22 protein-coding genes are annotated in these 25,273 nt (G+C 69.1%); 10 read left to right on the top strand and 12 right to left on the bottom strand.

Annotated features, from left to right (window positions below; all coding sequences use genetic code 11):
- Window position 1 precedes the first annotated feature (1 nt).
- Window positions 2-460: a hypothetical protein gene (locus AB8M46_RS23700; RefSeq protein WP_037339565.1), complete on the top strand. Its 459-nt coding sequence runs from the start codon at window positions 2-4 to the stop codon at window positions 458-460.
- A gap of 85 nt (window positions 461-545) precedes the next feature.
- On the top strand, window positions 546-1,055 hold the full coding sequence (locus AB8M46_RS23695) for an SRPBCC family protein (protein ID WP_394361611.1): 510 nt from the start codon (window positions 546-548) through the stop codon (window positions 1,053-1,055).
- Here AB8M46_RS23695 and AB8M46_RS23690 read toward each other — a convergent pair.
- Both AB8M46_RS23690 and AB8M46_RS23685 read right to left on the bottom strand, forming a co-directional pair.
- Complete coding sequence (locus AB8M46_RS23690) at window positions 1,052-2,323, bottom strand: cation:proton antiporter (RefSeq protein ID WP_394361610.1); 1,272 nt, start codon at window positions 2,321-2,323, stop codon at window positions 1,052-1,054. The genes AB8M46_RS23695 and AB8M46_RS23690 overlap by 4 nt on opposite strands.
- Window positions 2,324-2,367: 44 nt before the next feature.
- A complete protein-coding gene (locus tag AB8M46_RS23685; RefSeq protein ID WP_038511905.1) occupies window positions 2,368-3,570 on the bottom strand; it encodes a GAF domain-containing protein in 1,203 nt (400 codons plus the stop codon).
- Window positions 3,571-3,727: 157 nt separating this feature from the next.
- Between AB8M46_RS23685 and AB8M46_RS23680 the strand changes: the two genes are divergently transcribed.
- Window positions 3,728-5,545, top strand: coding sequence for a flavin-containing monooxygenase (locus AB8M46_RS23680; protein WP_378426272.1), 1,818 nt, complete (start codon window positions 3,728-3,730; stop codon window positions 5,543-5,545).
- 130 nt (window positions 5,546-5,675) lie between these two features.
- Here the strand turns inward: AB8M46_RS23680 and AB8M46_RS23675 are convergent, their stop codons facing one another.
- Window positions 5,676-6,623, bottom strand: coding sequence for a helix-turn-helix transcriptional regulator (locus AB8M46_RS23675; protein ID WP_394361609.1), 948 nt, complete (start codon window positions 6,621-6,623; stop codon window positions 5,676-5,678).
- 92 nt (window positions 6,624-6,715) lie between these two features.
- On the opposite strand from AB8M46_RS23675, the gene AB8M46_RS23670 reads away from it, so the two are divergent.
- From AB8M46_RS23670 to AB8M46_RS23655, 4 genes are all read left to right on the top strand, one after another.
- Complete coding sequence (locus tag AB8M46_RS23670) at window positions 6,716-7,279, top strand: DinB family protein (RefSeq protein WP_394361608.1); 564 nt, start codon at window positions 6,716-6,718, stop codon at window positions 7,277-7,279.
- Window positions 7,280-7,652: 373 nt separating this feature from the next.
- On the top strand, window positions 7,653-9,689 hold the full coding sequence (locus AB8M46_RS23665) for an acyltransferase family protein (RefSeq protein ID WP_394361607.1): 2,037 nt from the start codon (window positions 7,653-7,655) through the stop codon (window positions 9,687-9,689).
- 118 nt (window positions 9,690-9,807) lie between these two features.
- Window positions 9,808-10,563 (top strand): carbon-nitrogen hydrolase family protein, encoded by a 756-nt coding sequence (locus tag AB8M46_RS23660; RefSeq protein WP_394361606.1) that lies wholly within the window; start codon window positions 9,808-9,810, stop codon window positions 10,561-10,563.
- The gene (locus tag AB8M46_RS23655; protein ID WP_378426282.1) at window positions 10,560-12,251 is read left to right on the top strand and encodes a flavin monoamine oxidase family protein; all 1,692 of its coding nucleotides are present in this window, start codon (window positions 10,560-10,562) and stop codon (window positions 12,249-12,251) included. The genes AB8M46_RS23660 and AB8M46_RS23655 overlap by 4 nt, the downstream gene beginning before the upstream one ends.
- Here AB8M46_RS23655 and AB8M46_RS23650 read toward each other — a convergent pair.
- The 4 genes from AB8M46_RS23650 to AB8M46_RS23635 all read right to left on the bottom strand — a co-directional run bounded on the left by AB8M46_RS23650 (window position 12,215) and on the right by AB8M46_RS23635 (window position 15,931).
- Window positions 12,215-12,715: a VanZ family protein gene (locus AB8M46_RS23650; RefSeq protein WP_394361605.1), complete on the bottom strand. Its 501-nt coding sequence runs from the start codon at window positions 12,713-12,715 to the stop codon at window positions 12,215-12,217. The genes AB8M46_RS23655 and AB8M46_RS23650 overlap by 37 nt on opposite strands.
- Window positions 12,716-12,756: 41 nt before the next feature.
- Complete coding sequence (locus AB8M46_RS23645) at window positions 12,757-13,746, bottom strand: TolB family protein (RefSeq protein ID WP_394361604.1); 990 nt, start codon at window positions 13,744-13,746, stop codon at window positions 12,757-12,759.
- Window positions 13,743-15,002: an MFS transporter gene (locus tag AB8M46_RS23640; RefSeq protein ID WP_394361603.1), complete on the bottom strand. Its 1,260-nt coding sequence runs from the start codon at window positions 15,000-15,002 to the stop codon at window positions 13,743-13,745. The genes AB8M46_RS23645 and AB8M46_RS23640 overlap by 4 nt, the downstream gene beginning before the upstream one ends.
- Before the next feature lie 65 nt (window positions 15,003-15,067).
- Window positions 15,068-15,931, bottom strand: coding sequence for an alkaline phosphatase family protein (locus tag AB8M46_RS23635; RefSeq protein ID WP_073844219.1), 864 nt, complete (start codon window positions 15,929-15,931; stop codon window positions 15,068-15,070).
- Between the two features lie 344 nt (window positions 15,932-16,275).
- Between AB8M46_RS23635 and AB8M46_RS23630 the strand changes: the two genes are divergently transcribed.
- Window positions 16,276-16,911 (top strand): MerR family transcriptional regulator, encoded by a 636-nt coding sequence (locus AB8M46_RS23630; RefSeq protein WP_394361602.1) that lies wholly within the window; start codon window positions 16,276-16,278, stop codon window positions 16,909-16,911.
- Here AB8M46_RS23630 and AB8M46_RS23625 read toward each other — a convergent pair.
- From AB8M46_RS23625 to AB8M46_RS23605, 5 genes are all read right to left on the bottom strand, one after another.
- On the bottom strand, window positions 16,868-17,674 hold the full coding sequence (locus AB8M46_RS23625) for a serine hydrolase (RefSeq protein WP_394361601.1): 807 nt from the start codon (window positions 17,672-17,674) through the stop codon (window positions 16,868-16,870). The genes AB8M46_RS23630 and AB8M46_RS23625 overlap by 44 nt on opposite strands.
- A 79-nt stretch (window positions 17,675-17,753) precedes the next feature.
- Window positions 17,754-19,301 carry a purple acid phosphatase family protein gene (locus AB8M46_RS23620; RefSeq protein WP_394361600.1) on the bottom strand — a complete coding sequence of 516 codons (1,548 nt, stop codon included), beginning with the start codon at window positions 19,299-19,301 and terminating at the stop codon, window positions 17,754-17,756.
- A gap of 300 nt (window positions 19,302-19,601) precedes the next feature.
- Window positions 19,602-19,871, bottom strand: coding sequence for a hypothetical protein (locus AB8M46_RS23615; protein ID WP_394361599.1), 270 nt, complete (start codon window positions 19,869-19,871; stop codon window positions 19,602-19,604).
- Between the two features lie 160 nt (window positions 19,872-20,031).
- A complete protein-coding gene (gene glpK / locus AB8M46_RS23610) occupies window positions 20,032-21,984 on the bottom strand; it encodes a glycerol kinase GlpK (RefSeq protein WP_394361598.1) in 1,953 nt (650 codons plus the stop codon).
- Window positions 21,985-21,997: 13 nt separating this feature from the next.
- Window positions 21,998-22,765, bottom strand: a complete 768-nt coding sequence (locus AB8M46_RS23605; protein WP_016335197.1) for an IclR family transcriptional regulator — start codon at window positions 22,763-22,765, stop codon at window positions 21,998-22,000.
- Between the two features lie 151 nt (window positions 22,766-22,916).
- On the opposite strand from AB8M46_RS23605, the gene AB8M46_RS23600 reads away from it, so the two are divergent.
- Both AB8M46_RS23600 and glpK (AB8M46_RS23595) read left to right on the top strand, forming a co-directional pair.
- Window positions 22,917-23,738, top strand: a complete 822-nt coding sequence (locus AB8M46_RS23600) for an MIP/aquaporin family protein (protein ID WP_394361597.1) — start codon at window positions 22,917-22,919, stop codon at window positions 23,736-23,738.
- A gap of 12 nt (window positions 23,739-23,750) precedes the next feature.
- Window positions 23,751-25,268, top strand: coding sequence for a glycerol kinase GlpK (gene glpK / locus AB8M46_RS23595; RefSeq protein WP_360091787.1), 1,518 nt, complete (start codon window positions 23,751-23,753; stop codon window positions 25,266-25,268).
- The last annotated feature ends 5 nt before the right edge of the window (window positions 25,269-25,273 follow it).

The following is a 25,273-nucleotide window of genomic DNA, read 5'->3' as shown; positions in this document are numbered from 1 at the left end:
CATGCATCTCGCCACCTACCTCGGACTTCTGCACACCTCGCTGACCACCCTCGCCGACGCCTTCCGGGAGGTCGGCCGCGGCCACGGCGAGGAGCCCGACGTCGAGCACACGTGCCTGCTGCTCGCCGGACGGATCGACCGGCAGACCGAGGCGCTCGCCCCGATCGTCGAACGGTACGGCGAAGACCGCGAAGAGGAGCCCGAGCGGCTCCACGCCGCGGGCCTGGAAGGCACCCGCAGCGGTGGTGTCGGCCTGCTGCGGGACCTGCAGGACCTCTACGCGCTCTCGTCGTTCACCGACATCACCTGGACCGTGGTCGGTCAGGCCGCCCAGGGCCTGCGCGATCGCGAACTGCTCGACCTCGTCGAGGACCACGAGCAGGAAACCGCGCGGCAACTGACCTGGCTTCGTACGCGGATGAAGCAAGCCGCACCCCAGGCACTCATCGCGGCACGATGATTCCGCGTCCGTGCGGTGCTTCCCGCGCCGGGCTTGACCGACGGGACTCCTGCTGGTGGGCTGGCGAAGTCGACTGGGAGGCGCGATGGCGACGAAGCCGAGGGACAGCCTGACCTACAGCGAACCGATCGCGACCGGGGAGGTCACGATCGGCGCCGGCCCCGAGCAGGTGTACCGGCTCGTCAGCGATCCGGTCGCGATGTCGGAGTGCACCGAGGAACTGCGCAAGGCCCGCTGGATCCGCGGCGCGACCGGAGCGCGCGTCGGGAACTGGTTCGCCGGCAGCAACCGCAACGGACGACGGCGCTGGGTGACCCACGCAGAGATCGTCGAGGCCGAGCCAGGGCGGCGGTTCGCCTACCGGGTGCGCACGCCGTTCTTCGTGCCGATTTCGCGGTGGGAGTACGACATCGTCCCCGAAGGCGACGGCAGCCGGCTCACCGTGACGAACTGGCTGCGGGTGCCCCCGTGGTTCGTCCCGCTCGCCATCCTCATCACCGGTGAGCCGGATCGCGCCGGGACGAATCAGGCGAATATCGCGACGACGTTGCGGCGGGTGAAGGCGCGGCTCGAGGGCCGGGAGTGGCATCGCTAGGTTTCGTGCTTGAAGGGCCCGTTCTCCAGGTTCTGCATTCCCCGGTCCTCCAGCCTGCGCATCACCGGACCGGACAGCAGCCCGTGCACGAGCACCGAAACCGCGATCGTCAGCGCCGTGACACGCCACAACGAGTCGGCCATCGGGAAATCGCCGTGCCCCAGCGCGTACGAGAGGTAGTAGAGACTGCCGATCCCGCGGATGCCGAAGAACGCGATCGCCGTCGCCGCCGGACGGGTGGTGGCGCCGCCGAGCAGCGCCAGGCCGCCGAACAGCGGGCGGACGATGACCACCGCCGCGACCGCCACCAGGATTTCGGCGAGCGTCAGACCCGCCAGCAGCCCGTCGCCCAGCGCGACACCGAGACCGAGCAGGGCCAGCGCGACGAAGAGCCGTTCCAGCTGATCGCCGAATTCGTGCAGTACCCCGTGGTACTCGTGCGACCGTTCGCTGGCGCGGATGGTCGCCGCGGCGATGAACACCGCGACGAAGCCGATGCCGCCCAGCCACTCGCAGAGTGCGAAAGGGAGGAACGCGATGGCCAGCACCACCAGGCCGTCGGAATATTCACCCAGGCGCAGCCTTTCATGTTGCACGCGGAACATCAGCCACGACAGCAACCGTCCACAGACGAAGCCGACCAGGACGGCGATCGCGAGCGGGACCAAGACCTCGGTCAGCAGCCAGGGCACCGGCGACGTGCTCGCCGTCCCCGCCCAGACGAGCGCCAGCAACACGAACGGCATCGCCAGACCGTCGTTGAGCCCGGCCTCCGAGGTCAGCGTGAACCTGATCTCGTTGTCCGAGCCCCGCCCGTCGCCGGTATGCGGCGCGGGCACCTGGACGTCGCTCGCCAGCACCGGGTCGGTCGGGGAAAGCGCGGCGCCCAGCAGCAGCGCGGCGGCGGGGGACAGGGCGAGCGCCCACCAGCCGAGGAACGCGACCGCGCAGACCGAAAGCGGCAACGTGATCGCCAGCAGCCGCCACGTCGAGTTCCACGATCGCCAGCCGATCAGCCGGTCGGACTTCAGCCCCGCGCCGACCAGCGACACCAGGACGCCGAGTTCGGTGATCACCTCGACGGCGCCCACTTGCGACCGCGGGTCGAGGACACCCTGGCCGTACGGGTGCGGGAAGGGAAGCAGCCCGAAGACCAGCCCGCCCATCAACAGGACCAGCGGCATCGACAACGCGCGTTCGTGCAGCAGGTTCGGCAGCACGGCGGCGCACAACGCCAGAACGCCCGCTCCGGCGAGCAAGATCTCCATGCGCGCGGAGTACCCGGACCGATCGCCCGGCAACCGGGCGAGGTTCAGCCGCCGACTTCGAGTCCTTTATGGACTGTCAGGGTGACACCCGCGGCGAGCCGGTACGGCCGGGTGTCCACAATGGCCCCCAGCAGTCGTCGCAGCCGGGAAACCTCGGCACGGACGGTGACGAGGTGTTCGGCGTCACCGTAAAGCGCCCTGCTGAGCGCCTCGGCCGAAAGCCCGGACAGGCCTGCCGTGTTGAGGTGCACCAGGATCTCCGCGTGCCGCGGTGTCACCGTGCGGACCCAGCCGACGTCACCCGACGCCATCCGCAGCATCGGCGCGTGGCCGAGTTCGAGTTCCAGCCGCACCTGGCGCGCGGTGTCGGCGGGACGGACGAGCCAGCCTTCGGCCAGCCGCTCGGGCAGGCAGGCGCCGAGTCCGGGCACGGCGAGGATCTGTCCTTCCGACGGCGCGGCGATCCGCGCGCCGGAGGCGACCCCGGCGGAGTGGGCCACCCAGCCGTCGTCGTCCACCAGCAGGACCGGGCCGCCCACGCCGGTCACCACCGGTTCGGCGGTCCGGCGCAATCGGTCCAGACCCTGCTGGTGGTGCCGCCAGAGTTCGGATTCGACCAGCCGACGTCCGGTCTCCACCAGCGCGCCGATCGCCGGATGCAAGGTGAGCGCGGGACCGCTGACGTCGATCACGCCGAGCAGTTCGCCGGTGCGCGGATCGTGCACCGGCGACGCGGTGCAGTACCAGGGATGCTGACCCTGTTCGAAATGTTCCCCGGCGAGCAGTTCCACCGGCGCGGCCTCGGCGAGCGCGGTGCCGATCGCGTTGGTGCCGACCCTGGTCTCGGTCCAGACGGCGCCTTCGGTGAAGCCCAGGGTGTCGGCCCGGCGCCGCACGGCGGGCGAACCCACCCGCCAGAGGATGATGCCGTCGGCGTCGGTCACCACGAGCAGCATGTTCGCGGTGTCGGCCGTCGCGCCGACCACCTGCCCGAGATCGTCCACCACCAGCCGCAAGGGGGAAGCGCGTCGACGGCGGGCGACCTCGTCGAGCGGCACCGAATCCCGGGTGTTCACGCCGTCGGCGGCGAGCCCCAGGCTCAGCATCCGCGACCAGGAGCGCGACACCAGCGGCCGCGGCCGGACCCGAGGGCGGCCGCCGCCGATGACGGCTTCGTGCATGCGGATCAGGTCGCGGGCGTGCATCGGCAGGTCGGCGCCTGGCGGGACCGAGCTGTGCACGCCCACACGCCACCTCCGCACCATCGCGTCGACTGACCAGCATAGGACCGGCGGACGAGGCGCGCCACGGAGTCGCGCTGCAACTCGCTGCAACCCTTGCCGCTCCACCCGCCCGCGGCGTGTGATCGGGGTAACAGCCGAACGCCGAAGTTCAGGAGTGGCCATGACACAGACGGTGGACCGGATCGAGGCGACGGGCTCGCCGCAGGCTCGGGTGGACGCCTGGCTGAGCCGATTCGAATCGGCCCTCGCCGCCCGCGACGTCGAAGCCGCCGCAGCGCTTTTCGCCGTCGACAGTTATTGGCGTGACCTGGTCGCCTTCACCTGGACGATCAAGACGGTCGAAGGACGCGACGAGGTGGCCGGCATGCTCGGCGACTGCCTCGACCGGATCGACCCCTCCGGGTTCCGCACGACCGAGACGCCGACCGAAGCCGACGGCGTGACCGAAGCGTGGCTGGAATTCGAAACCGCGACCGGTCGCGCGAAGGGCCACTTGAGGCTGAAGGACGAAGGCGCGTGGACCCTGCTGACCAGCCTGCGCGAGCTCAAGGGTTTCGAGGAACGTCGCAACGAACAGCGGCCGAAGGGCGTCGAGCACGGCGTCGTTCGCGGCCGGAAGTCGTGGGCGGAGAAACGCGAGGAGGAACAGACCCGGCTCGGCTACGAGCAGCAGCCGTACGTCGTCGTCATCGGCGGAGGACAGGGCGGGATCGCGCTCGGTGCCAGGCTGCGGCAGCTCGACGTGCCCACGCTCGTCCTGGAACGCAACCAGCGGGCCGGCGACTCGTGGCGCAAGCGGTACAAGAACCTCTGCCTGCACGACCCGGTCTGGTACGACCACTTGCCCTATCTGCCGTTCCCGGACAACTGGCCGGTGTTCGCGCCCAAGGACAAGATCGCCGACTGGCTCGAGATGTACACGCGGCTCATGGAAGTCCCGTACTGGACGAGCACCGAGGTCACCTCGGCGTCCTGGGACGAGGAAAAGCAGCAGTGGCTGGTGACCGTCGTCCGCGAGGGCGAGGAACTGGTGCTCACCCCGCGGCACGTCGTGTTCGCGACCGGGATGTCCGGCAAGCCGAATCTCCCGTCGTTCCCGGGAATGGACGACTTCGAGGGCGACCAGCACCATTCGTCCCAGCACCCCGGCCCGGATTCCTACGCCGGCAAGAAGGCGGTTGTGGTCGGCTCCAACAACTCCGCGCACGACATCTGCGCGGCGCTGTGGGAACACGGCGCCGACGTCACCATGGTGCAACGCTCGTCGACGCATGTGGTGAAGTCGGATTCGCTGATGGACCTGGGGCTCGGCGACCTGTATTCGGAACGCGCGGTGCGCTCGGGGGTCACCACCGACAAGGCGGACATGATCTTCGCGTCGATCCCGTACCGGATCATGCCGCAGTTCCAGATCCCGGTGTACGACGCGATCCGTGAGCGGGACAAGGACTTCTACGCGCGGCTGGAGGCGGCCGGGTTCCAGCACGACTGGGGCGACGACGGTTCCGGTCTGTTCCTGAAGTACCTGCGGCGCGGCTCCGGCTACTACATCGACGTCGGCGCGTCGGAACTCGTCGCCGACGGGAAGATCAAACTGGCCCACGGCCAGGTCGACCATCTGACCCGCGACGCGGTGGTGCTGTCCGACGGCACGGAGCTGAAGGCGGACGTCGTCGTCTACGCCACCGGCTACGGCTCGATGAACGGCTGGGTCGCCGACCTGGTCGGCCAGGAGACCGCGGACCTCGTCGGCAAATGCTGGGGCCTGGGCTCCGGCACGACGAAGGACCCCGGACCGTGGGAGGGGGAGCAGCGCAACATGTGGAAGCCCACGCAGAAGGAAGGCCTGTGGTTCCACGGCGGGAACCTCCACCAGTCGCGGCACTACTCCCTTTACCTCGCGCTGCAACTGAAAGCGCGCTACGAGGGCATCCCGACGCCGGTGTACGGGCTCCAGGAGGTACACCACAAGTCGTGACGGCCCAGAGGCTTCGGTGCCGGACCCCGGGCGGGCCGGCACCGGAGGGCGCCGCCCCCGGACCACGGGCGGTCGACGGCGTCGGGCACCGCCTCCAGACCCTGGGCGGTTCCCGGCGCCGTAGCCATGTTCAGCGGGCGGCCTTCGCGTAACGGCGGGCCAGCACGGCGAAAGCCTCCCTGAGTTCGGGTGGCCCGACGACCTCGATGTCGGCGTCGAACCGGCCGATACTCGCCGCGAGCCCGGCCCACGACCACGACCCCAGCACCAGACGGCACCGATCCGGCCCGAGTTCCTCCACGACGCCGTCGCGGACGTAGTGGGACACCGTGGCCGCTGGGAGATCGAGGATGACTTCGCCGCGGCACGGCCATTCGCCGGACTCGGACGCGCCACGGAACCGGCTCGCGACGAAGGTGGCGACGTCGGGGACCGGCAGCTCACGCGGCGTGAACCTCGGGCCGGTCGGAGTGCGCGGCGAGATCCGGTCGGCCCGGAAGGTGCGCCAATCCGCGCGATCCAGATCCCAGGCGACGAGATACCAGCGGCCGTGCCAGGTGACGAGGTGATGCGGTTCGGCCCGGCGCCGCGCGTCCGCGTAGTCGAACCGCAGGATCTCGCGGGCGTGCACCGCCGCGCCGAGCGCGAGCAGGACATCGCCGTCGACGCGGGGCTCCGAGCGGCTCGCGGGTGATTCGACGGCCGTGACCCGCACCGTGTCGATCCGGCGCCGCAGCCGGGAGGGCATGACCTGACGGACGGTGTGCAGGGCCCGCATCGCCGCCTCCTCGATGCCCGCGCCGCTGGTGGTGGCGATCTGGAGCGCGACGGCCAGCGCGACCGCCTGTTCGTCGTCGAACAGCAGCGGTGGCAGCTCGGATCCGGCGTCGAGCCGGTACCCGCCGTCGGGCCCCTTGATGGTCGCGATGGGATAGCCGAGCTCTCGAAGCCTGTCGACGTCGCGCCGCACGGTGCGCGGGCTGATGTCGAGCCGCTCGGCCAGCAGCGCCCCCGGCCAGTCGCGGCGGGCCTGCAGCAACGAGAGCATCGACAGCAGTCGCGCGGAGGTCTTCGGCATGTTCTTCATAATGCCTGGAGTAGCGGCCACAACCTGTCCTCTACCCCTGCGAGAGTCATGTCGTGCCAGAAAACGACAACACGGAGGGCCCGATGACCGCCACCATCCTCGACGCCGAACGCGCCGACCTGCTCGAAGCCCTCGACACCGTCCGCGCCACGCTGACCACCACCGTCCAGGGCCTCACGGACGAGCAGCTCGACGAGCATCCGACGGTCAGCGAGCTGAGCCTCGGCGGGCTGATCAAACACGTCGCCTCGATCGAGGAGATGTGGCTGCGCTTCGTGGTCGAGGGTCCGACCGCGATGACCTACGACCTGCCGGAAGGCGTCACCTGGGCGGAGATCGGCGCCGGGACCGCCCGCGAGTTCCCGCAGTGGGCGATCGACCACCAGAACAACTTCAGGATGCTGCCCGGCGACACCCTCGCGGGGATCCTCGCGCGCTACGAGGAGGTGGCCGCGCGGACGAGGGAGATCGTCTCGTCGATCCCGGACCTTTCCGCGACGCATCCGCTGCCGGAGGCGCCCTGGAACCCGCCGGGCGCGGTGCGCAGCGTGCGCCGGGTGTTGGCGCACGTCATCGCCGAGACCGCGCAGCACGCGGGGCACGCCGACATCCTGCGGGAGAGCATCGACGGCCAGAAGTCGACCTGATCCTGCCCGCGGCGTCGTGAGTGGCGCCCCACCACGCTAGCTCCTGCAGTACGTGAAGGCCCCCTTCCTTGCGTCTAGCGCAAGGAAGGGGGCCTTCACGTACTTGGGAAGGGGTGAAGGTCGAGTTTCCTCGGCTGAGCCGAGGGAAGGGGGCCTTCACGCGCGGTCGCTGTGACTGCTGGGGCTGGTGGGGCCGCGGGGTGGCGATCGTGTAGTCCGTGAAGGCCTCCTTCCCTACCTTCAGGGTAGGCAAGGGGGCCTTCACGGACTTGCGATCAACTGCCACCCACACCACGAGGGGGCATAGCTTGCTCACAGCTTCCTGCCGTAGGGTCCCGGCCCGTCGGCGGCCGGTGATCATGGTGGTGGTTGTGTGCGGGAGACGGAGCGGCGGTTCCGCCCGGAAATCCAGGGACTGCGGGCGCTCGCGTGCGTGCTGGTGGTCGTCTACCACGTGTGGCTCGGCCGGATCTCCGGCGGCGTCGACGCGTTCTTCCTGATCTCCGGGTTCCTCGTCACCGGCCAGCTCTACCGCGCGGCGTCGCGCGGGCGGATCGAGTACCGGCCGATGTGGGGCCGGATGATCAAGCGGCTGTTCCCGGCCGCGCTCACGGTGCTGTTGCTGGTGGTCGCGGTGAGCATGGTGCTGCTGCCGCAGAACCGCTGGTTCCAGACGATCAAGGAGGTCGTCGCCTCCGCGCTGTACCTGGAGAACTGGCAGCTGGCGGCGGATTCCGCCGACTACTTCGCCCAGCACAACTCGGCGAGCGTCGTCCAGCATTTCTGGTCGTTGTCGATCCAGGGGCAGTTCTACGTCGTCTGGCCGTTGCTGGTCGGGCTGGTGCTCCTGATCGCCAAGCGGGCGGGCCGGAACGTGCTTCCGCTGCTGGCCACGACGCTCGGCGTGGTGTTCGCCGCCTCGCTCGCGTACTCGGTGTGGCTGACCGCGGTCGATCAGCCGCTGGCGTACTTCGATTCGCTGACGCGGGTTTGGGAGTTCGCGCTCGGTGGCCTGCTCGCCTTGCTCATCGACCGGATCCAGGTGCCCCGGCCGGCGCGGGTCGTGTTCGGCTGGGCCGGGGTCGCCGGGCTGGTTTCCTGCGGGCTGGTGCTCCAGGTCGGGACGGTCTTTCCCGGCTATCTCGCGCTCTGGCCGACGGTTTCGGCCGCGCTGGTGATCCTCGCGGGGGACACCGCGTTCAAAGCCGGCGCCGACCGTTTCCTCAGCAGCCGCCCGCTGAAGTATCTGGGCGACCTGAGTTACGCGCTCTACCTGTGGCACTGGCCGGTCCTGGTCTTCTACCTCGTCGCACGTGACCGGGAAGAGGTCGGCCTGCGCGGGGGCGCGGTGATCATCGCGCTGGCGTTCGGCCTCGCCGTGCTGACCCATCACCTGGTCGAGAAGCCGGTCCGCGTGTCCGCGATCGGGGCCGGGAACCGGTGGGGCGCCTACCGGTTCGGTGCCGCGACGCTCGCGGCCGTGCTCGCCGCGACCGGCGCCTGGCACTGGGTGAGCGTGAGCCAGGCGGAGAACTACTCGATCGCGGTCGACGATCCCGACCATCCCGGCGCGCTCGCGCACACCGAAGGGTTCACGTACTGGGGCGCCGCCGACGCCGCGCTCGTCCCGTCGTTCGTCGCGGTGTCCGAAGACTGGGCGGGGATCGACCCGGCCCGGTGCGGAACCTCGCCGCGCAACGTCGATCTCGAAGTGTGTACGTCGCAGACCACGGGGCATCCCACTCGCCGGATCGTGGTCGCCGGCGACTCGCACGCCGGGCAGTTCCTCGGCGCCCTCCTCCCGATCGCCGAGAAGAAGAACTGGGAGGTCACGTCGATCCTCCGCGGTGGCTGCCCGTTCTCCACCGACTCCGACGCCGTACCGGGCGACCAGTCCTGTATCGACTGGAACACCGCCGTGGTGGACGAAATCGTCACCACCCGTCCCGACGCGGTGATGACGATCGGCACCAGGGACGTGAAGGTCGGTGTCGAAGAACGGGTTCCCGCCGGCTACATCGCGCAGTGGCGCAAGGTCGACGAGGTGGGCATCCCGGTGCTGGCGGTGCGGGACAACCCGCGGTTCGGCCAGTCGCCGTCGGCGTGCGTCGAGAGCCGCGGCGCGGAGTCGCCCGAGTGCGCCACGCCGCGCTACGACCTCTATGCGGCGGAGCCACCGTACGAGACGATGCCGGATCTGCCGTCCAACGTGCGGTTCCTCGACTTCAGCGACTACTTCTGCACGGCCGAGGTCTGCCCACCGGTGATCGGCAACGTACTTGTCTACCTCGACGACAACCACGTCAGCGGTACCTACATGTCGACGATGTCGGCCATCGCGGAGAAGGCGATCACCGAGGCACTCGGCTGGGCGGACGATCACGCGGAGGAGCCGCCGCCGGGCGGGTGATCCAGACAACAGATCACCGCTGGATTGCGCGATGCCGCACTGACTCGCTGGTCTGTCAATCTTCTGCGCAACGATTCGCCCTTATCGGTGCATCGAAACGGCGGATATCGTCGTCGGCATGAGGGTCGCCGTCCACCAGGGCTCGTACGCCGAGCTGCCGTCCGCCGTCGAGGCGTCGGGCGCCGATCTCGTGATCGCCGCCGAGATGATCACGACCGGCTACCACATCGGCGCTCGATCACATGAGCTCGCCGAGCCCGTCGACGGTCCGACAGCGGCCCGGATGTCCAAGCTGGCAAGGGAATCCGGCGTAGCGCTGGCCTACGGATACCCCGAATCCGACGGCGGCCGCGTGTACAACAGCGTCCAGCTGATCGGCCGCGACGGACGACGCCTGGCGAACTACCGCAAGACGCATCTGTTCGGCGACATCGACCGCGACTGGTTCGAGCCGGGTGCCGAGGCGGTCGTGCAGGCGGAGCTCGACGGTCTCCGGATCGGCCTGCTGATCTGCTACGACGTCGAGTTCCCCGAGCTGGTGCGGGCGCACGCGCTGGCCGGGACCGAACTGCTCGTGGTGCCCACCGCGCTGATGAGCCCGTACGAACTGGTCACGGACACGCTGGTGCCCGCTCGTGCCTACGAGAGCCAGCTGTACGTCGCGTACGCGAACCGGTGTGACACCGAACAGGAGCTGACCTACTGCGGCCGCTCCTGTGTCGTCGCCCCGACCGGCGAGGTACTCGCCCGGGCGGGCGCCGGCCCGGAGCTGATCAGCGCCGATGTGACCCGTGACGCGCTCGCCGCGTCGCGGCTGGAGAACACCCACCTGGCCGACCGACGGCCCGATCTGTACCGAGGACTTCCCGCATGACCTCCGCCCTCCCGACCGCGATCCACCACGACGAACCGGCGGGCCGCCCGATCACCATGTTCGGCCCCGACTTCCCGTTCGCCTACGACGATTTCCTCGCGCACCCCGCCGGGCTCGGCAGCCTTCCGGCCGAGCGGCACGGCACCGAGGTGGCGGTGATCGGCGGCGGCCTCTCGGGCATCGTCACCGCGTACGAGCTGATGAAGCTCGGGCTGCGCCCGGTCGTGTACGAGATCGCCGAGATCGGCGGCCGCCTGCGCACGGTGAACTTCCCCGGCTGCCCGGACGACGTCGTCGCGGAGATGGGCGCGATGCGCTTCCCGCCGGCCTCGACCGCGCTGTTCCACTACATCGACAAGGTCGGCCTGGAGACCACGCCGTTCCCGAACCCGCTGGCGCCGGGCACGCCGAGCACCGTCGTCGATCTCAAGGGGGAGAGCCACTACGCGCGCACGGCGGACGAACTCCCCGCCGTCTTCGGCAAGGTCGCGGCCGCGTGGGACAGCACACTGTCCGAGCAGGCCGCATTCACCGAGATGCAGAAGGCGATCCGCGACCGCGACGTGAAGACGATCAAGCGGCTGTGGAACGAGCTCGTCCCGAAGCTGGACAACCAGACCTTCTACGGTTTCCTCTGCGATTCGCCCGCGTTCGCCTCCTTCCGCGACCGTGAGATCTTCGGCCAGGTCGGCTTCGGCACCGGCGGCTGGGACACGGACTTCCCGAACTCCATCCTGGAGATCCTGCGGGTGGTCTACACCGGCGCCGACGACGAGCACCGCAGCATCGTCGGCGGCAGCAGGCGGCTTCCGTTGCGGCTGTGGGAACACGCGCCCGAGGACATCGCTTTCTGGCCCGCCGGAACGAGTTTGAGCTCGCTGCACGGCGGGAGCCCGAACCCCGGCGTCGCCCGGCTGCACCGGACCGCGCCGAACAACATCACCGTGACCGACACCGAAGGCCGCATCCGCACCTATCCGGCGGCGGTGTTCACCGCGCAGAGCTGGATGCTGCTGTCGAAGATCGCATGCGACGAGGCGCTGTTCCCGATCGACCACTGGACGGCGATCGAGCGCACGCACTACATGGAGTCCTCGAAGGTCTTCGTCCCGGTGGACCGGCCGTTCTGGCTGGACAAGGACCCGGAGACCGGGCGCGACACGATGAGCATGACGCTGACCGACCGCATGCCGCGCGGCACCTACCTGCTCGGCGACGACCCGGACGCGCCCGCGGTGATCTGCCTGTCCTACACCTGGGCCGACGATTCGCTGAAGTGGCTGCCGCTTTCGGTGTCCGAGCGGGTCGAGGTGATGCTGCAGTCGCTGAAGGAGATCTACCCCGGCGTCGACGTCCGGCGGCACATCATCGGCGACCCGGTGACCGTGTCCTGGGAGGCCGAACCGCATTTCATGGGTGCGTTCAAGGCCAACCTGCCCGGTCACTACCGCTACCAGCACCGGCTGTTCACCCACTTCAAGCAGGACCGGCTGGAGGAGCGTCACCGCGGCCTCTTCCTGGCGGGCGACGACGTCTCCTGGACGGCGGGCTGGGCCGAAGGCGCGGTGCAGACGGCGCTCAACGCGGTCTGGGGCGTCCTGCACCACTTCGGTGGCGAGACGGATCCGGCGAACCCGGGGCCCGGCGACGTCTACGACGACATCGCGCCCGTGGAACTGCCCGACTGAGCGCGGCGGCCCACCAGCCACGCCATACCCGCCGCGAGGAGGGCGCCGATGGTGTTCATCAGCCAGTCGTTGGTGTCGCAGGCGCGGCCGATCGCGGGTACGACCGCCTGCAGCGCCTCGATCACCGCGGACAGCGCCGAGCCTGCCGCAAACATCGTCACGGGCCGCCGGGATGCCAGCGCGGCGAAGTAGACCGGCGGCAGGAACAGCGCGACGTTGGCCAGGAGTTCCACCGAGCCGAGCGTGGGCAGGGAGAACTGGACCGTGCACAGGATCTCGTCGATCGTGTGCCGGGTGGGCACCAGCGTCAGCGCGACGACCGGCACCAGCGCCACTCCCGCGAGCGTCCAGAGGACTCGATGCCTGCCCGCGAACAGCTGGCCCAGGACGGCGCAGACGAGCGCGACCAGCAGGATCGCCACCGGCACGAGGGCGGAGTGGTCGAGCAGGAAGTTCGTGATCATGGCGGGCCGATCCTACGAGGCGTCCGCCTGATCACCGGTGCCTAGGGCAGCGCGGCGGGTGACTCGGCCTCCGGGATGAGCAGCCGCGGCGCGCCCGAGCCGTCGGCGGAGACGGCCCAGACGTCGGAGTGTCCTTGAGTGCGAGGAAGGGCGTAGGCGACGGTCCGGTCGTCGAGCCATGCGGGCTGGTCGTCGACGTTCCTGGTCTCCGCCAGCGGCGTCACGGTGCCGCTCGCGAGGTCGAGCACCGACACCCGCCAGCCCTTCGCGGGATCGCCGTCGATGGCGGCCTTGTAGGCGACACGGGTCTCGTCGGGGGAGAGGGACGGGCATTCGACGTTGTCCCGCAAGGTCTTCACGGTCCGGGCGGCCGAGTCGCCTTCGACGAGGTACCGGTGGGAGCCGGTCGACATGGTGGCGTAGAACCGGCCAGGCTGACGGGTGAAGGTGACACCCCAGAAGTTGAAGTCGGCCGCCTTGTACGGCTTGCCGTCCACGGTCACGGCGAAGTCCTCCAGCGTGCCCTCGACGTTGTCGGTGGTGAGGTCGAGGGTGCCGGCCCGGGTGGAGAACCGGCCGCCGTTGTAGGAATCGCCGGTGACGAACACCGTCCAGGCCAGCCGCTTCCCGTCGGGCGAGACCCGTGCCCGGTTGGGCAGGCCGACCAGCGGGATCTCCTGTGTGACCGCGAGACGGTCGTCGAGCACGGCCAGCTGATACGTGGTGAGCCCGGTTTCCGGTCGCAGGCAGATCCCCGTGCCACCCGCCGCGTAGACCCGGCTGCAGGAGACGGTCGACACCGCCCGTGCGCCGCCGGGGTCGGCGGCGCTGACACTGGACACGTGCCCGCGGTCGGCGTCGGCGGTGCTGCGGAAGAGCAACCGCCCGCCTTCGAGGGTGACGGCGCCGCTGGTGCCCGCCGACGCGGTGTCCTGGTTGCGCGCGCCCGCCACCCCGACGTAGATCACGGCGGCCGCGGCCAGCGTGAGTACTCCGGTGACGGCGATCAGAACGCGGGTGCGGGTGTTCACGGTCGTGCCTTCCTGCGGGGAACCAAGAGAACGAAGGTGGCGGCGACGGCGGCGAGCACCGTCCCGGCGGCGATCGTGATCGCCGTGGTCGCGCCCCAGAACTGCCATGAGAGTCCGAAAAGGACGGACGAGACGAAGTACGCCAGCGCCTGCCCGCTCTGCACGATCGCGATACCGGTGGTGCGCAACGCCTCGGGCAGCAGCGGTCCGGCGAGCGCCATCAGCACACCGTCGGTCGCCGCGTAGAACACGCCGTACAGCCCGAGGGTGAGCGCGAACAACGCCCAGCCGGTGAGCGGGCTGAGCAGCAGCAGGTAGACGGCGATCAGGGCGCCGTAACCGCCGAGCATCACCGGCAGCCTGCCGATACGGTCGGCCAGCGCGCCGAGCGGTGCGGCCAGCAGCAGATAGCCCAGGTTGGTCCCGACGGCCAGCAGCGGGAACCAGCCGGTGGCGATGTCTTCCTTGTCCTGCAACAGGAGATAGACGAAGCCGTCCCCGATGGTGGCCAGGCCGAGGACGCACGCGGCGATCAGCAGCCGCCGTACGCCGGCGCCCCGCAGGAGCCCCGCCGCCGCTCGCAAGGACACGGTGCCGGACGGCGGTTTGGGCGCGCGGTGGTCGCGGACGAACAACGCCAGCAGCAGCACTCCGGCGGTGGCGATGCAGAAGCTGGTCACGAAGACCGCGTCGAAGCCCTCGACCCCGGTCGCCGAGCCCGCCACGGCCAGCACCGCGACCGCGGCGAGCGGGCCGAGGAACGCGCCGACGCTGTCCATCGCCCGGTGCACGCCGAACGCGCGGCCCAGCATGTGTTCGGGGGCCGACAGGGTGATCAGCGCGTCACGGGGCGCGGTCCGCAGCCCCTTGCCCGTGCGGTCCGCGGTCAGCACCACGCCGATCGCGGTCGCCGACGATCCCGCGGCGACAAGCCCCAGTTTCGCCACGGCCGACATCGCGTAGCCCAGCCCGGCGACCGCCTTGCGTCGTCGCACCCGGTCGGCGACGTAGCCGCCGACCAGGCGCAGCAGCGCGGTCGCGCCGGTGTAGAGGCCGTCCACGACGCCGTACGCCGCCGGGCCGAGGTGCAGCCCGAGCACCAGGTACACCGGCAGCACGGCCGTCACCATCTCCGAGGAGACGTCCGTGACGAGGCTGACGGTGCCCAGGGCGAAGACGTTCCCGCCCAGCAGGGCGAAGGACTTCTTGGACACGCCACCGGGATGCTCCCGGCGGCCGATCGTGGACAGGTACACGCGACGAACCACCCTTCTCCGCCCGCGGGCGCGTCCACAGTGGACACGCCCGCGGGTTCACCCGGCTACTGCCACACGCTGGTGATCGGCGCCTTGTTGGCCGCGTTGCCGATGCCCGGCAGGCCGAACGACGCCTCCATCGTGCGGAGGATCGAGTAGTGGTTGATGGATTCGCTGTAGCTGCCCGGCTTCACGTGGGCGCCGACGAACGTCGTGAAGATCTGGTTCACCGACGTCCCGCTGTCCTCGTCGAAATTGACGATCAGCAGGCTGTTGTGCGTCTTGGCCCACTGCGCGTACGCGTCGAGGTTCTTCTTCAGCCATTTGTCGCCGGTGTCGACCGAACAGTCGTGCATGTCGCTGCACAGGTCCGGGGTCACGAAAGCGACGTGGGGGAGCTTGGTGAAGTCGCTCGGGAACGACGAGAACCTTTTGTTCGCCGACGACGGCACATTGCTGAAGCTGACCCAGCTGTTGTGCTTGCGGGCGTAATTGCCCTTCGTGCAGCCGGTGTAGCCGTCGGAAGGCATGCTTTCCGCGTAACCGACGAACTTCTTGCCGATCCCCGCCAGCTGGGACGCGATGTTCTCCTTGTTCCCGAGATCCTGGCATTTGTTGCTGTCGACACCGTGCGTCGAACCCGCGAACTGGGCGATGTAGTTCGGCTGGCTGGGGTGCGTCGTCCCGTACGCCTTGGTGAACTTGGCGCCCTGCGAGGCGAGCTTGTTGAAGTACGGCGCCTTGGAGCTGCCGCTGATCTCCTTGTAGTCCTTGTTCTCGAACATCACGAGGACGATGTGGTCGAACGCGGGCACTTTCGCCGCGGCGGGCTCTATCGCGGCGGCGGGAGTGTCCTGATGGGACACCACCAGCGCCGTGGCCAAACCGGTCGCGGCCACGGCCGCGACCGCGATCCGTTTCCAGAACATGGAAACCTCCTGGGAAAAGGTTGAAACTTTGACGACCAACCATCGGGTTCAGCGGCGCTCCGCGGGCGTCGACAGAGTTGAGACATCGGATGTCTCTGGTGCATTTAAACGGCAAAGAAGTCCTCGGCCCATCAAGATCGCCTGACTGGAGTAACCGGCGGTGGTGGAACGCCCCAAATCCGGCATTGCTTGGCACGAAACCATGTAAACCGGCCGCCGACCTTGCGTTCGTTGCCGGGAACCGATGAACTTATGGCAACTCGCTGATTCAGCCGGTTGACAGTGGCGCCGCCATTGCCCCGGCTCTGTGGTGTACTCATCCGACCATTGGTTAAGCTGTCGGCGTGAAGCCCTTTTCGTCGAGGCCGGCCGGATACACGATCGAAGAACTTTCCACGATCGTCGGCATGTCGGCGCGCAATATCCGGGCCCATCAGACGCGGGGCCTGCTCGCCCCGCCGCTCCGGCACGGCAGGTCCGCCTACTACGGCCCGGCCCATCTGCGGCGGCTGCGACGCATCACGATGCTGCAGAAACAGGGCTTCAACCTGGTGTCCATCGCCGCGATGCTCGGAACGACCACAGTGGACCGTGCCGAGCAGCTGGACGCGGCGATGGCGGACATCGCCCGCGACCAGCCCGCCGTCGCCCGGTGCCTGGAACGCCACGGCGTGCTCGGCAGGGACGAGACGGGAGCCCTGGCGGTCGTGCGTCCGTCCGTTTCGCGCGCGGTGACGGACCTCGCCGTGGCCGGGATCCCGCCCGTCGCCGCCCTGCGGTTTCTCGGACAGTTCATGGACCGGGTCGCGCCCTTGGCCGGTGAACAGCTGGGCGCGCTGAAAGCTCAGACGGGAGGGGGCTCGGCGGCTCCCCGAGCCTGTTTCGCGGACCTCCTTGTAAGCGCTTTCAAGATCGCCGTGGAAAACGCGGCCGAAGTCACTTTCCCAGTCGTGGAGCCAGGGACCTGGCCGCCGAAGTGACTGCCGCCGTCGCCGCGTCGAGGCCGGTTCCCTCGGCGGAACCGGACAGGATGACGACGATGTAGCGGTCGCCTTCACCGACGAGCCCCGTCGTGTGCGCGTCCACCGAACCCCGTCCGGCCGCCCAGCCCTGTTTCACGGCCCACGGCCGGTCGCCGAAGGCCGTAGGGATGCCGAAGTGCTGTTCGAACCCGTCGGCAGCGGTGCGGCTCGCCTGGCGCAAGGGCGCGAGGATGACGTCCCGCTTGGCCTTCGGCAGCTTGAGGACGCGCCGGTATACCGCGGCGATGTCGTCCGCGGTGGACAATGTGTCGCCCCAGCGGCCCGCGTCGGCAGGCGGGGTGGTGTTCTTCAGTCCCGCGGCCGCCACCGTCCTGGTGACGATCGCGGGGCCGCCGTTCCTGGTCCAGAGCGTGTTGGCGACGGCGTCGTCGCTTTTCGCCAGCATCCGGTGGAGCTGGGCTTCGTCGGCCTTGCTCGTCTTGCGGGTGACGGCGTCCAGCGCGATGAACAGTTTCACCACCGACGCCGTGCGGAACCTCTCCGAGCCTCTCTCCTCGATCACCTGCTCGCCCGCGGCGCGGTCGAAGACCACGGTCGCGACGCGTCTTTCCGGAGCAGGCCGGCTTTCCGCGACGGACTGGAGGATCACGTAGCCGAGGATCGCGACGATGACCGGGACGGCGATCACGATCGTCACGCGGAGTCGTGATCGCCGGTTCGCGCCGGGCACTGCGATGGGCCTGGTTCGTTCGTCGAACATGGTGCCGATGTTCAGAGACGATCATCGTGGCCCCGTCTTGTTCGTGTCATGACTCTGTAACGAGAGGAACAGCCGCCGGTCAGGAACGCTGCACGATGATCTGGTCGACAAGGGTGCCGTCGGCGCTGATCGCGCGAACGTCCATTTTGGGCGGTGTGGTGCCCGTGCCCGCGACGACGTCGACCGCGACGAGGCTGTAGCCGCGGAACCGGACCCGGGACCAGGTGACCTTCTTGGTGCGGTCCTGGCCGTCGCGTTCCGAATACTTCATCGGGACGGGGGAGTCGTTGCTCGTCTCATGACCGAGGTACGTGTCGGGCGCCGGGAACTCGGAGACGCTACCGCCACCGCCGCCCGCGGTGATGTAGGTGGTGCCGTCCTTGACCGGGTTGGTGGTCCCGCGCGAGGGCACCTTCTTGACGGCCTTGCCCGCCCGGATGGGGTCGGTGCGTTCGTAGATGTGGTTGTGGCCGTTGAGTACCAGGTCGACCTGGTACTTGTCGAACAACGGTGCCCAGTCCTTCTGCGCGCCGAGTTCGGCGCCGTTGGAATGGCAGGTGGAATACGTGCACTGGTGGCAGTAGACGACGATGAAGTCGATCGTGGGGTCGGCGCGGAAGGCGGCGAGTGTCTTGCCGAGCCATTTGAGCTGCTTGCCCTTGGTGTAGTCCAGATTGGACGGACTGTTGTAGCAGACGTCGTTACCGTCGAGGCTGATCATGCCGACGTTCTGATAGCGCCACGAGTAGATGCAGGTGGAGCCGTCCCAGGCGTTGTCCGGCATGGTGAAACGCGCCCGCACGCCGCCGTAACCGTCCTCGGAGTACCAGCCCTCCATTTCGTGGTTGCCGAGCGCCATCATCCACGGGATCCCGGCGGTCACCGGTTCGTTCTGCACGAAGAAGGAGTCCCAGAGCCGCGCGTCGTACTGGTCTTCCTCCGGGTGCCCGCCCTCGCCTTCGAGCGCGTAGCTCAGGTCGCCCATGGCGAGGTGGAAGGCCGGATCGAGGCCCGCGATCAGGCTGCTGGTCGCGACGGCGTTGTAGCCGACCCCCTGGTCGCCGAAAGCGGTGAAGGTGAACGTGCCGTCGCCTCCCGGTGCGGGGGCGGTGCGGAAACTCGCCATCTCGCCGAGCCGGGCGGCGGGGTCGTAGCCCTCGTGGCCGACGACGTAGTAGTACGTGGTGTTGGGCAGGAGGCGGTCGATCCGGGCGTGGAGGTAGTACTGGGTGATCGACTTCGGGCTGTTCGGCGGGACCTCCTCGACCGGGTGCTGCCAGGACATCTGGCTGGTCAGCGCCCGGACCTCGGCCTGGATCGGCGGGCTGAAGTCGCCGGGCACGGTGCCGATCCGGATGAACGGCGCGGTCACCGCCGCCGGTACCTGCCAAGAGACGACGACCTGCTGGGACGGGTCGGCCCCGTAGGCGATGTGCCGTCCGAACGGCCGCAGCGCCGAACCGGCGACCTTGTCGGCGTTGAGCAGCACCATCGGCCCGGGGGAGGCCGCGGCCGCGCCCGGGAGCAGGACGCCGCCGGCGGCGAGTGCCGCGCCGCTCACCGCACCCACCCGGAACAGGGTCCGCCGCGAGTACTGATTGACGAACTTGTCGTGTTTCTCGGCCAAGCTGAGCCGACGATAGGCTTGGGACCTGCTGTTTCGGGGAGTTTCGGCCATGAAATCGAAGTTAAGAAGGCTTCTTAACTAAGTCAAGGGCCGATGGTCGTTGGATGACCGGCTGCATGGAACCGTGCAAGTGACTCCGGGCATAGGGGACTTTGTGCCCGAACGGCGATCATGCGTGATCAGACGGCGCACACGCGTGATCAGAGACGGAACTCGCGTGATCAGGCGGCGATCATCGTGATCGCCACTCAATCACGCGAGATCGCCGTTCAATCACGCGTGTTGCGGGTTTCGGGACGGTCAGACCAGTTCGGCCGAGACGACGGAGGTCAGGTCGCGCAGCCGGGCCAGCAGGAGCTCGACTTCGGCGGCGTCGATCAGGACGGCGCAGGTCATGGTGCTTTCCCGGACGCCGTCGCGGACGTCGACGGACAGATCGTGGACCAGGCAGCCGAGCGCGTCGAGCAGGCCGGGGATCCGTTCGACGCCGCCGACGAAGTACGTGGCGATCCGGCGGCGGACCAGCATGGACGAGCGAGGGGCGGGAACCTGGAAAGCGGTGATCGACATCGTGGTCTCCGAAGGCGGGAAAACGTACAGGCCATGGAGGGCCAGGTCCCGGGAGATGCCCCGTATCGAGGGGTCGCCGGAATGCGCGCCGACGACCTGGTTCAGCCGGCGCGCTTGACTACGAGTCGAGTCCAGCGGCGCACGGCGACAGGCTAGCACGTCACGAGAGGCGCAGCCGAGAACCTTGCTCACGGACGTGCGCGGCGGAACCGCAGCCGAGGTCCAGCTGCCGCTGCCGCTCGGCCACGAACGCCCGGCCGAGGCCGGTGCGATCCGAAGTGGACAGTGTGCGCCGGAGCTCGTTCAGCAACCCGCGTTCCTCCGCGCGGATATGCGCGTCCACCGAATTCTCCAGCGCTGCCAACGCCTTCTCGGAGTCAGCGGATTCCAGAACGGCCAGCAGCTCGTCCGCGAGCCCGCTCTCCGTCGCATCGGGACGGACGATCCGCTCCGTCGCGGTCGCATGGGCGACCAAGGACGCCGAGAGCTCCGCGATCAGCGCCGGACGGTCGGCCTCGTCGTTGCGGAGGTCGCGGAACAGCTGTTCGATCCGGCGGTGATCGGCCAGGACGACCTCCACCAGGTCGGAGCCCGGGGGAGCGGCCGTCGGGCCGGGACGCATCCAGCCGAACGTCAGCTCCACGGCCTGACGCCAGTGCGAGTATTCACTGTCGCGGCGGGCGGGGTCCATCGTCGGCAGCCACTGCCCGGCGCGGTGCCAGTTCCGCCGCAGACCCTCCAGGTCCGGCCAGTACCCGACCGACAATCCGGCCGCGTACGCCGCGCCCAGCGACACCGTCTCGGCGACCATCGGGCGCACCACCGGCACGTCGAGGACGTCGGCGACGAACTGCATCAGCAGGTTGTCGGCGGTCATCCCGCCGTCCACCTTGAGCGTCGAGAGCGCGAGCCCGGAGTCGGCGTTCATCGCGTCGACCACCTCGCGGGTCTGCCAGCCCGTCGCCTCCAGGACGGCCCTGGCCAGATGCCCCCTGGTGATGTACGACGTCAGCCCGGCGATCACGCCGCGCGCCTCGCTGTGCCAATGCGGCGCGAACAGACCGGAGAAGGCGGGCACGATGTAGCAGCCGCCGTTGTCCTCGACCGTCCTCGCCAGCGTCTCGATCTCGGGCGCGCTGCCGATCAGTTCGAGCCCGTCGCGGAACCACTGCACCAGCGAGCCGGTGACCGCGATCGACCCTTCGAGCGCGTACACGGCGGGCTCGTCGCCGATCTTGAACCCGACGGTGGTCAGCATGCCGTGCGCCGAGAGCACCGGCGTCGGTCCGGTGTTGAGCAGCAGGAAGCTGCCGGTTCCGTACGTGCACTTCGCCTCGCCGGGCGCGAAGCAGGTCTGGCCGAACAGCGCCGCCTGCTGATCGCCGAGCGCCGCAGCGATCCGGATGCCGGGGACCACCCGCGACGTCGTCCCGTACACCTCGGTCGACGGGCGGATCTCCGGCAGCATCGCGCGCGGGACGTCGAAGAACTCCAGCAGTTCGTCGTCCCACGACAGCGTGCGCAGGTTCATCAGCATGGTGCGTGAGGCGTTGGTGACGTCGGTGACGTGGACGCCGCCCTCGGGGCCGCCGGTCAGGTTCCAGATCAGCCAGCTCTCCACCGTCCCGAACAGGACGTCGCCGCGTTCGGCGCGTTCCCGCAGGCCAGGGGTGCGTTCCAGCATCCACCGGATCCGCGGCGCGGAGAAGTACGTGGCCAGCGGCAGCCCGCACAGCCGCCGGACGCGGTCGGCGCCCGGCTCGCGGGCGAGGTGTTCGAGCATCGCGTCGGTGCGGGTGTCCTGCCAGACGATCGCTCGCCCGACCGGGTTGCCGGTGTGCCGGTCCCACAGCACCGTCGTCTCGCGCTGGTTCGCGATGCCGAGCCCGACCACCTGGCCGGCTTCGACACCGGCGTCGGCCAGCGCCTGCGGCACGATCCGGCCGACGTTGCGCCAGATCTCCGTCGCGTCGTGTTCGACCCAGCCCGGCCGCGGGAAATGCTGCTGGTGTTCGCGCTGCGCGACCGACACCAGCCTGCCGCGCGCGTCGAACAGGATGCACCGCGTCGAGGTGGTGCCCTGGTCGATCGACATCACGTAGCGCTGGACCACGCGCGCACCTCCATCACCATCGGGACGCGCCGAGATCGCGGGAGACCGCCCGTGCCGCGTCGCGCACGTGACCGAGCAGCCGCGGGATCGGGCTGCCGTCGGCTTCACAGATCCGTTCCGCCGCGCCGGAGACCCCGATCGCGCCGACCACGATGCCGCCGTGGCCGCGGATCGGCGCGGCTATCCCGGCCTCGCCGGTGATCATCTCGCCGTTCTCGCTCGCCCAGCCCGCCTCGCGCACCTTGCCGCAGGCGCGTTTGATCGCGGTCTGGGTGACCAGGGTCCGGCGGGTGTAGGCCTCCGGTCCGCCGGTGCGCAACGATGCCACGAGACCGGTGTCGTAGGCCAGAAGGACTTTTCCGAGCGCCGTCGCGTGCAACGGCAGAAGCGTGCCGACGTCGAGCGTCTGCAGGCTGTCGTCGGGCCGGAACACGTGGTGCACCACCAGGACCCGGCCCTCCAGCGGCGCGCCGATGCGGACGGCCTCGCCGCTGCGCGCGGCCAGCGCGTCGGCCCAGTTGATCGCGCGGGAGCGGAGTTCGTTGACGTCGAGGTAGCTCGTGCCGAGGTGCAGGAGCGCCGCGCCCAGTTGGTATTTCCCGGTGTCGCGGTCTTGTTCGACAAAGCCGACCCCTTGCAGGGTACGGAGGATCCCGTGTGCCGTTCCCTTGGCGAGTTCGAGGGAATCGGCGATCTCGCCGACCCCGAGACGGCCGGAACCGCGCGCCAGCAACCGCAGGATCGCGGCGGCGCGCTCGATGGACTGGATCGGACCGGGCACGGCCCAACCGTAGCCCGACCGGCCCTGATTCGACAATGTCGAACATCGTCTCCGGGCGTTCGACAATGCCGACCGGTGTCCGTTGACCCCGCGTTTCCACGAACTTAACTTCGGCCTCAACAGGGCAACGGTGTCCTTTGTGGAGGAAGCAATGGTGCGAAACCTCAAGGCTCGCGGACTGGCGGGCGAACTGGCGGCGGAGTTCGTCGGGACGATGATCCTCATCCTGTTCGGCTGCGGGGTGGTGGCCCAAGTCGTCGCCGCGGGCATCGGGGACCACGACAGCATCGCGTGGGCGTGGGGAATCGGTGTCACGCTGGGTGTCTACGTGGCTTCACGGATCAGCGGCGCGCATCTGAACCCCGCCATCACCGTGGCGCTCGCGGTGTTCAAGGGCTTCTCGTGGCGCAAGGTCGCCCCGTATGCCTTGGCGCAGACCGCCGGCGCGTTCCTCGCCGCGCTGCTGGTGCGCTGGAACTACACCGAGGTGCTCAACGCCGCGGACCCCGGCCTGACGATCAAGACGCAGGGCGTCTTCTCCACTCTTCCGGGTAACGGAACCCTGCCGGTGGGTGACTGGGGCGCCTTCCGGGACCAGATCATCGGTACCGCGATCCTGGCACTGGTGATCTTCGCCATCACCGACCTGCGCAACACCGCGCCCGCCGCGAACCTCGCCCCCGTCGTCGTCGGCTTCCTGGTGGTCGCGATCGGCATGGCCTGGGGCACCAACGCCGGCTACGCGATCAACCCCGCCCGCGACTTCGGTCCGCGGCTGATGTCCTGGCTCACCGGCTACGACACCGCGTTCACCGATCAATACGGCTATCCGTACTGGTGGATCCCGATCGTGGCGCCGGTGATCGGCGCGGTCATCGGCGGGGCGATCTACAAGTTCTTCATCGAGCGTTACCTGCCCGCCGAACCGGCACCGGAAGCCTTGCCCGCCAAGGACATCGAGCGCGTTTCCTGAAGGAGAGAAACCATGCCTGACTACATCGGCGCCGTCGACCAGGGCACCACCAGCACGCGTTTCATGATCTTCGACCACGGCGGCAACGAGATCGCCCGCCACCAGCTCGAGCACGAGCAGATCCTCCCCAAGCCGGGCTGGGTCGAGCACGACGCCACCGAGATCTGGGAGCGGACCCGCTCGGTCATCGCCACCGCGCTCAACAAGGCGAAGCTGACCGCCGCCGACCTCGCGTCGCTCGGCATCACCAACCAGCGTGAGACCACCGTCGTGTGGAACCGCCGCACTGGGCGGCCGTACTGCAACGCCATCGTGTGGCAGGACACGCGCACCGACCGGATCGCCTCGGCGCTCGAACGCGAGGGCAAGGGCGACGTCATCCGGCGGAAGGCCGGTCTGCCGCCCGCCACCTACTTCTCCGGCGGCAAGCTGCAGTGGATCCTGGAGAACGTCGAGGGCGTCCGCGAAGACGCCGAAAAGGGTGACGCGCTCTTCGGCACCACCGACAGCTGGCTCATCTGGAACCTCACCGGCGGGCCCGACGGCGGCGTGCACGTGACGGATCCGACCAACGCGTCGCGCACCATGCTCATGGACCTGGAAACGCTGGAGTGGGACGACGAACTGCTGTCGTTCTTCGGTGTCCCCAAGCAGATGCTGCCGTCGATCGCGCCGTCGTCGAACAACGGCCGCTTCGGCGTGACCCGCGCGGACGGCCCCCTCGGCGGCGAGGTCGCGATCACCGGCGTGCTCGGTGACCAGCAGGCGGCGACCGTCGGCCAGGTGTGCTTCCGCCCCGGCGAGGCCAAGAACACCTACGGCACCGGCAACTTCCTGCTCCTCAACACCGGGCACGAGGTCGTGCGGTCGAAGCACGGGCTGCTCACGACGCTGGCCTACCAGTTCGGTGACGAGAAGCCGGTGTACGCGCTGGAGGGCTCCATCGCCGTCACGGGTTCCGCCGTGCAGTGGCTGCGCGACCAGCTGGGCATCATCAGCGGCGCGTCCCAGAGCGAGAGCCTCGCGCGTCAGGTCGAGGACAACGGCGGCGTCTACTTCGTCCCCGCGTTCTCCGGGCTTTTCGCCCCGTACTGGCGTTCCGACGCCCGCGGCGCGATCGTCGGCCTCACCCGCGCCACCACCAACGCGCATCTGGCGCGGGCGACCCTCGAAGCGATCTGCTACCAGACCCGCGACGTCGTCGAGGCCATGCAGAACGACTCCGGCGTCACGCTCGACGTGTTGCGTGTGGACGGTGGCGTGACCGCCAACGAACTCTGCATGCAGCTGCAGGCCGACATCCTCGGCGTGCCGGTGTCGAAGCCGGTCGTCGCGGAGACCACCGCGCTCGGCGCAGCTTACGCGGCCGGGCTCGCCGTCGGATTCTGGAAGAGCACCGACGAGCTGGAACAGAACTGGAACGAGGACAAGCGCTGGGAGCCGTCGTGGACGGACGAACAGCGCGCCGAGGGCTACGCGGGCTGGCAGAAGGCCGTCGGCCGCACGCTCGACTGGGTCGAGGTCGAGTGAGCCCG

The sequence above is a fragment of the Amycolatopsis sp. SB7-3 genome (assembly GCF_041021335.1).
GTDB classification, from domain to species: domain Bacteria; phylum Actinomycetota; class Actinomycetes; order Mycobacteriales; family Pseudonocardiaceae; genus Amycolatopsis; species Amycolatopsis japonica.
This window is presented reverse-complemented; position numbering and strand designations above follow the sequence as displayed.

Excerpts from the sequence above, each read along its gene's own strand:
- AB8M46_RS23700 (WP_037339565.1), top strand. The coding sequence starts at position 2 with ATGCATCTCGCCACCTACCTCGGACTTCTGCACACCTCGCTGACCACC.
- AB8M46_RS23695 (WP_394361611.1), top strand. The coding sequence starts at position 546 with ATGGCGACGAAGCCGAGGGACAGCCTGACCTACAGCGAACCGATCGCG.
- AB8M46_RS23690 (WP_394361610.1), bottom strand. The coding sequence starts at position 2,323 with ATGGAGATCTTGCTCGCCGGAGCGGGCGTTCTGGCGTTGTGCGCCGCC.
- AB8M46_RS23680 (WP_378426272.1), top strand. The coding sequence starts at position 3,728 with ATGACACAGACGGTGGACCGGATCGAGGCGACGGGCTCGCCGCAGGCT.
- AB8M46_RS23675 (WP_394361609.1), bottom strand. The coding sequence starts at position 6,623 with ATGCCGAAGACCTCCGCGCGACTGCTGTCGATGCTCTCGTTGCTGCAG.
- AB8M46_RS23670 (WP_394361608.1), top strand. The coding sequence starts at position 6,716 with ATGACCGCCACCATCCTCGACGCCGAACGCGCCGACCTGCTCGAAGCC.
- AB8M46_RS23660 (WP_394361606.1), top strand. The coding sequence starts at position 9,808 with ATGAGGGTCGCCGTCCACCAGGGCTCGTACGCCGAGCTGCCGTCCGCC.
- AB8M46_RS23655 (WP_378426282.1), top strand. The coding sequence starts at position 10,560 with ATGACCTCCGCCCTCCCGACCGCGATCCACCACGACGAACCGGCGGGC.
- AB8M46_RS23650 (WP_394361605.1), bottom strand. The coding sequence starts at position 12,715 with ATGATCACGAACTTCCTGCTCGACCACTCCGCCCTCGTGCCGGTGGCG.
- AB8M46_RS23635 (WP_073844219.1), bottom strand. The coding sequence starts at position 15,931 with ATGTTCTGGAAACGGATCGCGGTCGCGGCCGTGGCCGCGACCGGTTTG.
- AB8M46_RS23625 (WP_394361601.1), bottom strand. The coding sequence starts at position 17,674 with ATGTTCGACGAACGAACCAGGCCCATCGCAGTGCCCGGCGCGAACCGG.
- AB8M46_RS23615 (WP_394361599.1), bottom strand. The coding sequence starts at position 19,871 with ATGTCGATCACCGCTTTCCAGGTTCCCGCCCCTCGCTCGTCCATGCTG.
- AB8M46_RS23600 (WP_394361597.1), top strand. The coding sequence starts at position 22,917 with ATGGTGCGAAACCTCAAGGCTCGCGGACTGGCGGGCGAACTGGCGGCG.
- glpK (WP_360091787.1), top strand. The coding sequence starts at position 23,751 with ATGCCTGACTACATCGGCGCCGTCGACCAGGGCACCACCAGCACGCGT.